At 69.6% G+C, this 13,844-nt stretch carries 10 protein-coding genes and 1 pseudogene; 8 read left to right on the plus strand and 3 right to left on the minus strand.

Going from position 1 to position 13,844, the window contains the following annotated elements; genetic code table 11:
* Positions 1-41 precede the first annotated feature (41 nt).
* The 3 genes from gltX to JAO81_RS10410 all read right to left on the minus strand — a co-directional run bounded on the left by gltX (position 42) and on the right by JAO81_RS10410 (position 2,717).
* Positions 42-1,535: a glutamate--tRNA ligase gene (gltX, locus tag JAO81_RS10400; protein WP_199547490.1), complete on the minus strand. Its 1,494-nt coding sequence runs from the start codon at positions 1,533-1,535 to the stop codon at positions 42-44.
* Positions 1,528-2,301: a fumarylacetoacetate hydrolase family protein gene (locus tag JAO81_RS10405; protein WP_199547491.1), complete on the minus strand. Its 774-nt coding sequence runs from the start codon at positions 2,299-2,301 to the stop codon at positions 1,528-1,530. Before JAO81_RS10405 ends, gltX begins: the two co-directional genes overlap by 8 nt.
* Positions 2,302-2,489: 188 nt before the next feature.
* Positions 2,490-2,717: a hypothetical protein gene (locus JAO81_RS10410; protein ID WP_374194279.1), complete on the minus strand. Its 228-nt coding sequence runs from the start codon at positions 2,715-2,717 to the stop codon at positions 2,490-2,492.
* 575 nt (positions 2,718-3,292) lie between these two features.
* Between JAO81_RS10410 and JAO81_RS10415 the strand changes: the two are divergent.
* From JAO81_RS10415 to JAO81_RS10450, 8 genes and pseudogenes are all read left to right on the plus strand, one after another.
* Positions 3,293-6,977 (plus strand): annotated as a pseudogene (locus JAO81_RS10415) (nitrate- and nitrite sensing domain-containing protein).
* A gap of 9 nt (positions 6,978-6,986) precedes the next feature.
* Positions 6,987-7,400, plus strand: coding sequence for a roadblock/LC7 domain-containing protein (locus tag JAO81_RS10420; protein WP_165332563.1), 414 nt, complete (start codon positions 6,987-6,989; stop codon positions 7,398-7,400).
* A gap of 104 nt (positions 7,401-7,504) precedes the next feature.
* Positions 7,505-7,909 carry a DUF742 domain-containing protein gene (locus JAO81_RS10425; protein ID WP_199547492.1) on the plus strand — a complete coding sequence of 135 codons (405 nt, stop codon included), beginning with the start codon at positions 7,505-7,507 and terminating at the stop codon, positions 7,907-7,909.
* Entirely contained in the window at positions 7,890-8,471 is a 582-nt protein-coding gene (locus JAO81_RS10430; protein ID WP_165332561.1) for an ATP/GTP-binding protein, read from the plus strand. Before JAO81_RS10425 ends, JAO81_RS10430 begins: the two co-directional genes overlap by 20 nt.
* Positions 8,472-8,867: 396 nt before the next feature.
* Positions 8,868-12,098 (plus strand): nitrate- and nitrite sensing domain-containing protein, encoded by a 3,231-nt coding sequence (locus JAO81_RS10435; protein WP_307813275.1) that lies wholly within the window; start codon positions 8,868-8,870, stop codon positions 12,096-12,098.
* A 10-nt stretch (positions 12,099-12,108) separates the two neighbouring features.
* The gene (locus tag JAO81_RS10440; RefSeq protein ID WP_052579811.1) at positions 12,109-12,522 is read left to right on the plus strand and encodes a roadblock/LC7 domain-containing protein; all 414 of its coding nucleotides are present in this window, start codon (positions 12,109-12,111) and stop codon (positions 12,520-12,522) included.
* 92 nt (positions 12,523-12,614) lie between these two features.
* Complete coding sequence (locus tag JAO81_RS10445) at positions 12,615-13,187, plus strand: DUF742 domain-containing protein (protein ID WP_199547494.1); 573 nt, start codon at positions 12,615-12,617, stop codon at positions 13,185-13,187.
* Positions 13,168-13,749, plus strand: coding sequence for an ATP/GTP-binding protein (locus tag JAO81_RS10450; protein ID WP_093607982.1), 582 nt, complete (start codon positions 13,168-13,170; stop codon positions 13,747-13,749). The genes JAO81_RS10445 and JAO81_RS10450 overlap by 20 nt, the downstream gene beginning before the upstream one ends.
* The last annotated feature ends 95 nt before the right edge of the window (positions 13,750-13,844 follow it).

Raw genomic sequence — 13,844 nt, forward strand, 5'->3', positions numbered from 1 at the left:
GCGTACGGGGCTCACGTACGAGCGCCGCGTACGAGAAGGAGTTACGCGGCCAGCTTCGCCAGGGCCGCGTCGATGCGGGCCAGGCTCTTGTCCTTGCCCAGGATCTCCAGGGACTCGAAGAGCGGCAGACCGACCGTGCGGCCGGTGACGGCGACGCGGACCGGGGCCTGGGCCTTGCCGAGCTTGAGGCCGTGCTCCTCGCCGGCGGCGAGTACCGCGTTCTTGAGGGACTCCGGGTCCGACCAGTCGGCGGTGTCGAGCTTGGCGCGGGCCGTGGTGAGCAGGGCCACCGGGTCGCCCTTCATCGCCTTCGTCCAGGAGGCCTCGTCCTCGACCGGCTCCTGGCGGAACAGGAAGTCCACGTTGGCCGTGATGTCCGAGAGGACCTGCACACGGGTCTGCGCGTGCGGGGCGATGGCCTCCCACTTGGCCTGGTCGAAGTCCTCGGGCGCCCAGTTGGCGTGCGGGGCCTTCAGCCAGGGCTCGCAGGCGGCCGTGAAGGCCTTCACGTCGAGCATGCGGATGTGGTCGGCGTTGATCGCCTCGGCCTTCTTCAGGTCGAAGCGGGCCGGGTTGGCGTTGACGTCCGCGATGTCGAACTTCTCGATCAGGTCCTGGACCGAGAAGACGTCCTGGTCGGCCGAGAACGACCAACCGAGCAGGGACAGGTAGTTGAGGAGGCCCTCGGGCAGGAAGCCGCGCTCGCGGTACAGGTTCAGGGAGGCCTGCGGGTCGCGCTTGGAGAGCTTCTTGTTGCCCTCGCCCATGACGTACGGGAGGTGGCCGAAGGCCGGGGTCGTCTTGGCGAAGCCCAGCTCGATCAGCGCCTTGTAGAGCGCGATCTGGCGGGGGGTCGAGGAGAGGAGGTCCTCGCCGCGCAGGACGTGCGTGATCTCCATCGCCGCGTCGTCGACCGGGTTGACCAGGGTGTAGAGCGGGGCGCCGTTGGCGCGGACGATGCCGTAGTCCGTGACGTTCTCCGCCTGGACGGTGATCTCGCCGCGCACCAGGTCGGTGAAGGTGGTCGCCTCGTCGGGCATGCGGAAGCGGACGATGTGGCTCCGGCCCTCGGCCTCGTACGCCTGCTTCTGCTCGTCCGTGAGGTCGCGGCAGTGGCCGTCGTAGCCGGAGGGCTTGCCGGCGGCGCGGGCGGCCTCGCGGCGGGCGTCCAGCTCTTCGGTGGTGCAGTAGCAGGGGTACGCGTACTTGCCCTCGATGAGCTTGGCCGCGACCTCCTTGTAGAGGTCCATACGCTGCGACTGGCGGTACGGGGCGTGCGGGCCGCCCACCTCCGGGCCCTCGTCCCAGGTCAGGCCGAGCCAGCGCATCGAGTCGAGGAGCTGCTCGTAGGACTCCTCGGAGTCACGGGCCGCGTCGGTGTCCTCGATACGGAAGACCATGGTGCCGCCGTTGTGCCGGGCGAAGGCCCAGTTGAACAGGGCGGTGCGGACCAGGCCCACGTGCGGGTTGCCGGTCGGCGAGGGACAGAAGCGGACGCGCACGTTGGCGTCTGCTTCGTTTGCGGAGTTAGCCACGCTTGATCACCTTGTTGGTGAGAGTGCCGATGCCTTGGATGGTGACGGCGACCTCGTCGCCGACGTTGAGGGGGCCGACGCCCGCGGGGGTGCCGGTCAGGATGACGTCGCCCGGGAGCAGGGTCATCGCCTCGCTGATGTTGACGATCAGATCCTCGATGGAATGGATCATCTGGCTCGTCGAGCCGAGCTGACGCTGTTCGCCGTTGACCGTGCACTGGATCGCGAGGTCGCCGGGGTCGAGCTCGGTCTCGACCCAGGGGCCGATGGGGCACGAGCTGTCGAAGCCCTTGGCCCTGGCCCACTGCTTCTCGCGCTTCTGTACGTCGCGGGCGGTGACGTCGTTGGCGCAGGTGTAGCCGAAGATGACGTCCTTGACGCGCTCGCGCGGGACCTCGCGGCACATGCGGCCGATGACGACGGCGAGCTCGGCCTCGTGGTGCAGCTCGTTCGAGAACGACGGGTACTCGATGGGGTCGCCGTCGCCGACCATCGACGTGGTCGGCTTGAAGAACGCCCACGGGACGTCGGCCGGCTCGTTGCCGAGTTCCTTGGCGTGGTCCGCGTAGTTGCGGCCGAACGCGATGATCTTGTTGCCGATCACCGGCGGCAGCAGGCGGACCTTGCCGAGCGGGACCTTGACGCCGCTGAGCTCGAAGTCCGCGTAGGGGATGCCCTTGATGATGTCGAGCACGGGGCCCTCGGGGCCCTCCTCGACCGCGCCGAAGGCGACATTGCCGTCGATGGAGAATCTGGCGATGCGCACGGAAGCCTCTTGATTCCTGACTTGGCGGGGTGTGGGGGCGCAGCCCCCACGGGCGCGCCACGCACACAGCACTGAAAACGCAGCCGGCCGCCACAATCCGGGCGGGGTGCGGGGCGGCAGCCCCACAAGGCTACGTCTACTCGACCGCGACCGCGTCCGTTACTTCGCCGCGACCGCGCCCGCGTCCGTTACTTCGCCGCGACCGCGCCCGCGACAGTGATCACGACCGGCTCCGGGGTGGCCGGGGCGTTGTGCAGCATGGTGCGGCGGGGGTTGGCCGTGTTCGCGGGCAGTTCGACGGCCTGGTCGGCCGGCAGTGCGGCGGTGTCGAGATCCGACGCGTCCGTGAGGTGCATCAGGGTCGTGCGGCGCGGATTGGCTATACGGAACATCGGCGTCGTCTTCACGTTCTTCACGGCTGAACAGACCTCGGGTCTCTACTGGATGCGGCTGCCTGTGCGGCCGCTTGACGAACAGGCCATCCCTGTAAAGCGTCAGGCTAAACATGCGAATTCCCCCCGCCGCCGGGTTCCCGCCTTGATCAGCGTGTGAGTTTGCTCACCAGGGAGCGGATGAATCGGGCATAACGGAGTGTCAACTGTCCAGCGAAGATCGGACATTACATAGCTGAACCCATCATTCCGATTCTGATCATGGCGACTGGGACACCCCCTCCCCGTAAGCAGTTCCTAAGGAAATGTCCGCTATCCCATGGATCCCGCTCTACACCTGGTGACACCGTCCTCACATGGCGTCACGCAGGTCACGGCCCGATACCCGGCCCTTGTTGGAGATCCTGCACTGTGCTGGAATTCCCGGGACCGCCGCAGATATGAGCCGGCGCGCATGGCGCAACGCAGCGTCGAGCAGCGGCGGGAGAAGGGGGAGACGCGCCGGTCACTGACGACCACCGGGGCCTTCTCGCCCCAAAACGCCGACACCGTCCCGCCGTTTGCGCGGAGGGACGCCTGGTCCAGAGGTTGCGACGCTAGTGCAGGGACGTTTCAAGAGGGATGGCTCGGGCTCTGCCCAGGGCCGCCAGACCGGAGGGGTGGCCGAGCCGGAGCTGCGCGCCGGGACCGGCCCCACCACAGGCAACTCCGCACCCCCGCACGCCTCGGGTTCCTCACCTGCCGGTGATGCCGAGCGCTCCGCGGGAGGTGCCGCGGCAGGCGGTGCGACCACACCTGCCCTGGCCGCCGCGCGCAAGGGCCCCGGCCCGCGCATCGCCCTGCGCAACTGGCGTATCTCCACGCGTCTGGTGTCACTGCTCGCGCTGCCCGTGGTCGCGGCCACGTCGCTCGGCGCGCTGCGCATCAACTCGTCCATGGACGAGATCGAGCAGCTCGACAGCATGAAGCTGCTGACCGAGATGACGAAGGAAGCGACCGAGCTCGCCAACGCGCTCCAGGAGGAGCGCGACGAGACGGCCGGTCCGCTGTCCACCGGGTCACCGAAGGAATCGCCGGAGATCCTGGGCCTCTACGACAAGACGGAGACCGCTCAGAAGCAGTTCCTGTCGGCGACGCAGGGGTTCGAGGAGAATCGCGACGACAAGGCGCTGGACACGGTCCGCAGCAACCTCACGCGTATCGCGGGCCAGCTCAACAAGATCAAGAACATCCGGAACGACGCATACCAGGACGACACCTCCAGCTCGCAGACGGTCAGCGCGTACAACCGGCTCATCGAGCAGCTGCTCGACCTGTCGCGCGACATGGCGCTCGCCACGAGCAGCCCGGCGATCATCGAGCGGACCCGCATCCTCTCGTCGTTCTCCGCCGCCAAGGAGTACGCGTCGATCCAGCGGGCCATCATCTCGGCCGCCCTGCCCGACAGCAACAAGGAGCGCGGCGAGCTCTCCGAGACCGACCGCGCTTACGGCCAGGCGGCGCTCGAGGGCGAGGATCTCGCGCTCGGCAATGTGAAGCGGGAATACGCCGCCACCGGCGAGGACGCGGTCGAACTCCTCGCTCCGATCGACAACAAGCCCATCGTCAAGGAGACCAACCAGTACGCGGGGCGCGTCCTCGCGCCGGGGAACGGTCTCAAGAACGAGGAGTTTCGCTCCTACAAGGACTGGAGCGACGACGCCAGCACCAAGATCGTGGCCATGGGCCTGATCGAGCGGCAGCTGCTCGACGACATGGAGCAGACCGCCCGTGAGCTCCGTCAGGACTCCGAGCAGGAAGCCATCCTCAACGGTGCGCTGATCCTCCTCGTCCTCGGCATATCCCTCGTCGGCGCCTTCGTCGTGGCCCGGTCCATGATCCGGTCGCTGCGCCGCCTGCAGGACACCGCGACCAAGGTCGCCCAGGACCGGCTGCCCGAGCTGGTCAAGCAGCTGTCCGAGTCCGACCCGCAGGACATCGACACCTCCGTCGAGTCCGTCGGTGTGCACTCCCGGGACGAGATCGGCCAGGTGGCCGCGGCCTTCGACGACGTGCACCGCGAGGCCGTCCGTCTGGCCGCCGAGCAGGCGTTGCTGCGAGGCAACGTCAACGCGATGTTCACCAACCTCTCGCGCCGTTCGCAGGGCCTCATCCAGCGTCAGCTCTCGCTCATCTCCGAGCTCGAGTCGCGCGAGGCCGACCCGGACCAGCTGTCCTCGCTGTTCAAGCTCGACCACCTCGCGACCCGCATGCGCCGTAACGGTGAGAACCTCCTCGTTCTCGCCGGTGAAGAGCCCGGCCGCCGCTGGACCCGCCCGGTCCCGCTGGTCGACGTGCTCCGCGCCGCCGCATCCGAGGTGGAGCAGTACGAGCGCATCGAGCTGTCCTCCGTGCCGGCGACCGAGGTCGCGGGCCGCGTGGTCAACGACCTCGTGCACCTGCTCGCCGAGCTGCTCGAGAACGCCACCTCGTTCTCCTCCCCGCAGACCAAGGTCAAGGTGACCGGTCACGCGCTGCCCGACGGCCGCGTGCTGATCGAGATCCACGACACCGGTATCGGCCTCTCGCCCGAGGACCTCGCGGCGATCAACGAGCGGCTCGCGTCGCCGCCCACCGTGGACGTCTCGGTCTCGCGCCGCATGGGTCTGTTCGTGGTCGGCCGTCTGTCGCAGCGTCACGGCATCCGTATCCAGCTGCGTCCTTCGGACTCCGGCGGTACGACCGCGCTCGTCATGCTGCCCGTCGATGTCGCCCAGGGCGGCAAGAAGGCCCCGTCCTCTCCCGGTGCGGGTGCGGGCGGCGGTATCGCCCAGGCGGCCGCCGGTGCCGCGGCCGCGCGGCAGCAGACGGCCGGCAACCAGGCTGCCAACCAGTCCGCGGGACGGCTCGCCGCTCCCCCGCCGCGCGGCCAGGGCGCGGGCTCCGGCCCGCGGGCGGGCCTGCCCCGCCGCGCCGGCGGGCCGGCCCCCCACCCAGCCCCCGGGCCGGCCCCCCCCCCCCCGCCGGCGCGGCCAGGCCCCGGCCCCGGCCCCGCGGGCGGCCCTGCCCGGCCGCGACGGCGGACCGGCCGCACCTCGGCCGAACGCCCCGCAGGGCAACCCGCAGCAGGGCAACGGCTTCGGCGGGCCCCGCGGTGGTGCTCCGGCCGGCCGCGGCGGCAACGCTCCGCAGCAGCCCGCCGCTCCCCAGCAGCAGCCCCAGCGCGCTCGTGGCGAGGGCCGCCCCCAGGACGGCCGTCAGCTGCCGCCCATGGGCGGGCCGCGTGCCGAGCTGCCCGGTGGCAACCCCCAGGCGCGTACGCCCAGTTGGGGCAAGGACATTCCGCAGGAGCAGCCGCGCGGACACGAGGAGCCGGAATCCACCGGGCTCTTCGGGCGCCCCGGAGCGGGCCGCGACGACCGGCAGCACACGCAAGGACCGGGCTCCACGGCCCAGTTCGACCGTCCGGACTTCAACGGTCCGCGTCCGGCCGGGATACCCAACCCGCCCAACCCCGCCCCCCAGCAGCGGCCGCAGGGGCAGGACAGCACCGGTCAGTTCCAGCGTCCCCAGGGCCAGGACAGCACCGGTCAGTTCCAGCGTCCCGGCTCCACCGGCCAGTTCGCGCAGCAGCCCGGTCAGCCCTCGGGGCCCGAGCGGCCGCAGGCGCCGCGCGGTGGCGCGGGTCAGCGGGACACCGCCGACTTCGCCGTACCGCGTCCTCCCGCGCCGCGTCAGCCGGCCCCGCGTCCGGTGCAGCCGCAGCAGCCCGTACAGCCTCCGGCGCCCGCACGGCCGCAGCAGCAGGCCGACAGCGACGCCTGGGCACTGCCGCCGGCGAGCGGTCCGGGTGACGGCCGTACTCCGCTGTACGACACGTTGGAGACGAACTGGTTCCGCGAGAGCCAGCAGCAGGGCCAGGCTCCTCAGCAGGCGCAGCCGCAGGCTCCGCAGCAGGGCCAGGCGCAGGCCCCTGTGCCCCCGCGCCCCCAGCAGGCACCGGCGCAGAGCACCGCTTGGCGCAACTCCCCCAATGACGAGCTCGGCCGACAGGCCGAGCGGGTGCGTCAGCCCTCCGCGGGCGGCGTCACCACCTCCGGTCTGCCGCGCCGTGTGCCCCGCGCCAACCTCGTGGCGGGCACGGCCGAACAGCAGCAGCACCAGGGCGGCCCGCAGGTCTCCCGCCGTCCCGACGACGTTCGCGGGCGGCTCACGAATCTGCGGCGCGGCATTCAGCAGGGCCGGCAGGCGGGCTCCGGTGACACCGGCAGCTTCCCCAGCCCCTCTCACCAGCAGGAGCGATAGTTGAGTCCGATGAGCCAGGCGGCACAGAACCTGAACTGGTTGATCACCAACTTCGTGGACAACACCCCAGGGGTGTCACACACGGTGGTGGTCTCCGCCGACGGACTGCTGCTCGCTCTGTCCGAGGGTTTCCCGCGTGACCGCGCGGACCAGCTGGCGGCGGTCGCCTCCGGTCTGACCTCGCTGACCGCGGGAGCGTCGAGGATCTTCGAGGGCGGCAGCGTCGCCCAGACCGTGGTGGAGATGGAGCGCGGCTTCCTCTTCCTCATGTCGATCTCCGACGGTTCCTCGCTCGCCGTACTCGCCCACCCGGACGCCGACATCGGCCTGGTCGGCTACGAGATGGCGTTGCTCGTCGACCGCGCGGGCACGGTCCTCACCCCGGACCTGCGCGCGGAACTGCAAGGCAGCCTGCTGCACTAACGGCCGCGTACAAACGAACCGATTCCGTCCGGCCGCCCCCGCGATCCCCCCACCGGCCACATTTCAGACGGCACCGACAACTTGCTGTCCCGCCCGGAGGATTCATGACCCCGCCCACCGCCTCTCACGATCCGTACGGTGCTCAGACCGACTACGGCATGGAGGCCGAGCAGCCGCTGGTACGCCCGTACGCGATGACGGGCGGCCGGACCAGGCCGCGCTACCAGCTGGCCATCGAGGCCCTGGTCAGCACCACGGCCGATCCGATGCAGCTGCAGGGTCTGCTCCCCGAGCACCAGCGCATCTGCCATCTGTGCCGTGAGGTCAAATCGGTCGCCGAGGTCTCGGCGCTTCTTTCCATGCCGCTCGGCGTGGCCCGGATCCTGGTCGCCGACCTGGCCGAAGCCGGTTTCGTGGCCATCCACCAGCCCGGCGGCGACGAGAACGCCGGCGGCCAGCCTGACGTAACACTGCTCGAGAGGGTGCTCAGTGGACTTCGCAAGCTCTAGCGGCGAGGCCGTACGTTCCACCACCAGCGCGAAGATCGTGGTGGCGGGCGGCTTCGGCGTGGGCAAGACCACGTTCGTCGGCTCCGTCTCGGAGATCAACCCGCTGCGTACCGAGGCCGTGATGACCTCGGCCTCGGCCGGGATCGACGACCTCACGCACACCGGGAACAAGACGACCACCACGGTCGCCATGGACTTCGGCCGCATCACGCTGGACCAGGACCTGATCCTGTACCTCTTCGGTACGCCCGGTCAGGACCGCTTCTGGTTCATGTGGGACGACCTGGTGAAGGGTGCGATCGGTGCCGTGGTCCTCGTGGACACGCGCCGCCTCGCGGACTGCTTCCCGGCCGTGGACTACTTCGAGAACTCCGGGCTGCCGTTCGTCGTCGCCCTGAACGGCTTCGAGGGCCACCAGCCGTACCAGCCGGACGAAGTGCGCGAAGCGCTGCAGATCGGACCGGACACCCCGATCATCACGACCGACGCGCGCCACCGTGCGGATGCGAAGTCCGCGCTCATCACGCTCGTCGAGCACGCACTGATGGCGCGTCTGAAGTAGTCACGTACGGGCATCAAGTCGTCCTGGACATACGGAAGTTGTCGTAAGTTGTCTAGAGGCTTGTGTGAGCACCCTGTGTCCTTTGACACGATCCGCCCCTGTGTTCATAACGTTTCGACAGAGAATTCCGGGCCCACCGACACCGCTTGCTGTCACTCGGTATCGCTGCGCTCACAAGAGCCCCGCCTTTTGGCGGGGCTCGCTCTTTATGACCGTTTTATCTGAGGCGCAGGTCACCCGGAATCATTTCTTCCGAACGTTTGGAATCGCCTGCGCTGACGTGCTGGAATGCGCTGAACTGCCCAGTAGTACCGGGCCGGACGCACTGCCCCGAACCCGGGCTGGAAGACGACAGCGGCACAACGTACGTGCCGACGCCGAGAGGTTGTTGGTCGAGTGAGGCGAAGCAAGAGCAGTCCCGAGCCGTCGGCACGGGGCAACTTCACCCCGCCCCAGCGGGAAGTCATGGCTCCCGCGCCCACGCAGGGCCCCGACCCCGCGCCGGCCGGCGGCGGGGGACGGCTGTCCCCGCGCAACTGGCGTGTGCCCGTACGCCTGAACGCGATCCTCCTCATACCCGCCCTGGTCGCCCTCGTCATGGGCGGCTTCCAGGTGAAGGGCTCCATTGACACGTGGAGCGAGGCGCAGGACGCGGAGAAGACGGCGCTCATCGTGCGCGCGGCCGCCGAGTACAGCCACGCGCTGCTCGACGAGCGCGACCTCAGCGCGGCTCCCCTGCTGCTCGGCGAGGGCGACTCCGCTCAGGTCAAGGAGCTCCGGGACAAGACGGCCGAGGCCAAGAAGAAGTTCGACCTCGCCGTCGCGGACATGCCCGCGAACCAGGGCCTCGAGCGCCGGCTGAAGCTCTTCAAGGCGAACGAGTCCAAGCTCGAGGACGTACGCAAGAAGGCCTACACGCGGTCGCAGGACCCGCTGACGACCGAAGAGGCGTACACCGACATCCAGCACTTCCTGATGGAGTTCGCCAACGAGCTGAGCCTGGGCACCGGCAACGTGACGAGCTACGGCCGTACCGTCTACGCCGTCTCGCTCGCCAAGGCCTCCGCCTCGCTGCAGCGCTCCATCGGCACGCACATCCTCGTCCGGCCGAGCCAGAAGCCGGCCGACCTGCGCAGCCAGCTGCAGTCGCTGAGCACGTACCGCTACCTGGAGGGCATCGCCATCGGCGAGTACAACTCCAGCGGTACGGAGGCCGACGCCAAGGCCCTCAAAGAGCAGATGACGAAGCAGCAGAAGTCCACCGGCATCGAGCTGCCGCCCGGCGCCGAGGCCGGACAGAAGCAGTCGCGGCAGTACAGCGCCATGCCGGTGATGGACTTCCAGCTCGGTGCGATGGCTACGGCCCTTCAGTCCCCTGAGACGGCCGCCAGTACGCTCAAGAAGGCAGGCGTCAGCGCCGAGTCCTGGCAGAAGCTCGCCACCGCGAAGATGGAGGGCTACGGCGCCATCGAGGACGACCTGATCAACCGGGCCGTCGACGACGCCTCGCAGATCTCCTCCGACGCCGAGCGCGACGCCTACATCAACGGTGCGATCGTCGTCGTGGCCCTGCTCGCCGCGTTCATCATCGCCGGGCTCATGGCCCGCCAGATGTCGCGCGCGATGCGCCGCCTGCGCACCGCCGCCTTCGACGTCGCCGAGCAGCGTCTACCGATGCTGGTCGACCAGCTCTCGCGCACCGAGCCGGGCCGGGTGGACACCCGTGTCCAGCCCATCCCGATCACCACGACCGATGAGATCGGCGAGGTCGCCCGCGCCTTCGACCAGGTGCACCGCGAGGCCGTCCGGCTCGCCGCCGAGCAGGCGCTCCTGCGGGGCAACATCAACGCGATCTTCACCAACCTGTCGCGCCGCAACCAGTCCCTGATCGAGGGCCAGCTGACCCTGATCACGGACCTGGAGAACAACGAGGCCGACCCGGACCAGCTGGAGAACCTCTTCCGTCTGGACCACCTGGCGACCCGTATGCGCCGCAACGGCGAGAACCTCCTGGTCCTCGCCGGCGAGGAGCCCGGCCGCCGCTGGGACCAGCCGGTCCCGCTGGTCGACGTGCTGCGCGCCGCCTCCTCCGAGGTGGAGCAGTACGAGCGCATCGAGCTCACCGGCGTCCCGGAGGCCGAGATCCACGGCCGCGCCGTGACCGACCTCGTGCACCTGCTCGCCGAGCTCCTGGAGAACGCCACCACGTTCTCCTCGCCGCAGACCAAGGTCCGCGTCACCGCGACCCGTCTGCCCGACGGCCGCGTGATGATCGAGATCCACGACAAGGGCATCGGCCTCACCGCCGAGGACTTCGCGGACATCAACCACAAGCTGGCCAACCCGCCGACCGTGGACGCCGCGATCTCCCAGCGCATGGGCCTGTTCGTGGTCGGCCGGCTGGCGGACCGGCACGGTGTCCGTGTCCAGCTGCGCCCCTCGGGCGAGCAGGCCGGCACGACCTCGCTCGTCATGCTGCCGGACATCATCACGCACGGTGGCGGTGGCTCCCAGCTGCCCGAGAGCGAGTTCACCGTCTCGCAGATGATCCCGCAGCAGCAGTCCTACGAGGCCGCTCCGCTGCGCACCGCCGCGGAGCTCGGCTTCGACGACACCCGCTACGACCCGGGGGCCCTCACCGAGGAAGCCGTCCGCGAACTCGACCCGGTGGGCCGCTCGCTGATGCGCGAGGAGCGCCGCGCGGCGCTCGAGGCGTCGGCCGGCGACGGTGGCCGACCGCTCTTCCGCGACGAGGTCGACGGCGCGTACGAGCAGCAGGGCGCGTACGACCAAAGCGGTGACTACGACCAGTCGTACGACCAGAACCAGAACTACGCCCAGGACCCGAACGGCTACGGCCGGCAGGACGCCTACGAGCCGGTCCCGCAGGGCGCGTACCCGAACCAGGACGGCTACCAGGACTCCGGCTATACGGAACCCGGTTACGCCGACCCGGCGGGCGCGCAGCAGGACGGCTACGGCGACTACAACGGCCAGGGCGATTGGCAGAACCAGGGCGGCTACCAGGAGCCGTACGAGGGTGGCTACCAGGCCGAACCGGAATCTGTTCCGGGCGCTGACGCGGGCGACCGCGACCGCGTAGGCTTCGACCGGCAGAGCTCCCAGGGCCCGTCCCCGAGCGCCGTCCACGAGACCACCGACGCCGGCCTTCCGCGCCGCGGCACCGCCGGCGGCGGCAACGGTCAGCAGTGGCCGGGCAGTTCGGGCCAGGGCCAGGGCGGGCTGCCGCAGCGTCCGCTCGCCGGCAACGCGCCGACCGACGGTCCGTCGGCCAACGGCAACAGCGCCGAGGGCAACGGCTCCGACGACTGGCAGTCCGCCAACGACGCGCGCTGGCAGCGGGCCGAGCAGCTCAAGCAGCCGAGGGCGGGCGGGGTCACCCAGTCCGGCCTCCCGCGCCGGGTGCCCCGGGCCAATCTGGTCGAGGGCACCGCGGAGCAGACCCCGCAGGGCGGCCCCCAGGTCTCCCGCGACCCCGAGGAAGTACGGGGCAGGCTGAGCAACCTGCGCCGCGGCGTTCAGCGCGGTCGTGACGCGGGTGGCACCCCAGAACAGAACGGCCAGGGCTTCGGCTCCGGCAGCAGCAACTACAACCAGGAGCGTTAGTGTGAGCCCGATGAGCCAGGCGGCGCAGAACCTGAACTGGTTGATCACCAACTTCGTGGACAACACCCCCGGGGTGTCGCACACGGTGGTGGTCTCCGCCGACGGACTCCTTCTGGCGATGTCCGAAGGCTTTCCCCGCGACCGAGCCGACCAGCTGGCGGCCGTCGCTTCCGGTCTGACCTCGCTGACCGCGGGGGCCTCCCGGATCTTCGAAGGCGGCCTGGTGAACCAGACCGTTGTGGAGATGGAGCGAGGATTCCTCTTCCTCATGTCCATCTCGGACGGTTCGTCGCTCGCCGTTCTCGCACACCCTGACGCGGACATCGGCCTCATTGGGTACGAGATGGCCCTTTTGGTCGACCGCGCGGGCACGGTTCTCACTCCGGACCTGCGTGCGGAGCTCCAGGGGAGCCTTCTCAACTAACAGACAGGCAGTGCGAATTCGCGTCCCGGGGCCTTAAAGTTTCGGGACGCGGCTCCACATGATGGTTCCGGGTAATTCGGAGGAGGAAGCACGTGGCAGGTCCCACACCGCGAGACGGTTCGTCTTCAGGTAACTGGTCGTACGGCCAGGACCAGGGCGAGAACTCGCCCAACCGCTACAACTTCCCCTCCGCGCCCAGCCACCAGGAGCGGTACGCACCGCCGCAGCGGCCGCGTGACCCTTACGAGCAGCAGCGGGCGCCCCGGATCCAGCCGGTGCAGCCCACGCCCCGCTCGCCCGAGGCAGCGCCCGGCCGCGCCGCGCACAACCCTCTGGTCCGCCCGTACGCGATGACGGGCGGCCGGACGCGGCCGAGGTACCAGTTGGCCATCGAGGCCCTGGTGCACACGACCGCGCAGCCGCACCAGCTCCAGGGCCAGTTGCCCGAGCACCAGCGGATCTGCAATCTGTGCCACGAGATCAAGTCGGTCGCCGAGGTCTCGGCACTTCTCTCCATCCCCCTCGGCGTGGCCCGGATCCTCGTCGCCGACCTGGCGGAGGCCGGTCTTGTGGCCATTCACCAGCCCGGCGGCGACGAGAACGCCGGCGGCCAGCCTGATGTGACACTGCTCGAAAGGGTGCTCAGTGGACTTCGAAAGCTCTAGCGGCGGTGCGGCCCGCTCCACCACCAGCGCGAAGATCGTGGTGGCGGGCGGGTTCGGCGTGGGCAAGACCACGTTCGTGGGCGCCGTCTCGGAGATCAACCCGCTGCGTACCGAGGCCGTGATGACGTCCGCGTCCGCGGGGATCGACGACTTGACGCACACCGGCGACAAGACGACGACGACCGTGGCGATGGACTTCGGCCGTATCACGCTCGACCAGGACCTGATCCTGTACCTCTTCGGTACGCCCGGTCAGGACCGCTTCTGGTTCATGTGGGACGACCTGGTGCGCGGTGCGATCGGTGCGATCGTGCTCGTGGACACCCGTCGTCTGGCGGACTGCTTCCCGGCGGTGGACTACTTCGAGAACTCGGGTCTGCCGTTCGTCATCGCCCTGAACGGCTTCGACGGCCAGCAGCCGTATCAGCCGGACGAGGTGCGTGAGGCGCTGCAGATCGGGCCGGACACTCCGATCATCACGACGGATGCGCGGCATCGTGCGGATGCGAAGTCGGCGCTCATCACGCTGGTCGAGCATGCGCTGATGGCTCGGCTGCGGTAGGTCGGCGTCCCGGGCTCGGCCCGGGGGGCCCGTTTCCCCCCGTGGGGGGGGGGGGGCCTTTCCTTTCCCCCCCCCCCCCCCTCCCCCAAACGGGG

This window comes from Streptomyces sp. N35 (assembly GCF_016464295.1).
In the GTDB taxonomy this organism is placed as follows: domain Bacteria; phylum Actinomycetota; class Actinomycetes; order Streptomycetales; family Streptomycetaceae; genus Streptomyces.

What these genes read in the sequence shown, in the direction of transcription:
- JAO81_RS10420 (WP_165332563.1), top strand. Translation starts at nt 6,987, where the DNA reads ATGAGCCAGGCGGCACAGAACCTGAACTGGTTGATCACCAACTTCGTG.
- JAO81_RS10425 (WP_199547492.1), top strand. Translation starts at nt 7,505, where the DNA reads ATGACCCCGCCCACCGCCTCTCACGATCCGTACGGTGCTCAGACCGAC.
- JAO81_RS10440 (WP_052579811.1), top strand. Translation starts at nt 12,109, where the DNA reads ATGAGCCAGGCGGCGCAGAACCTGAACTGGTTGATCACCAACTTCGTG.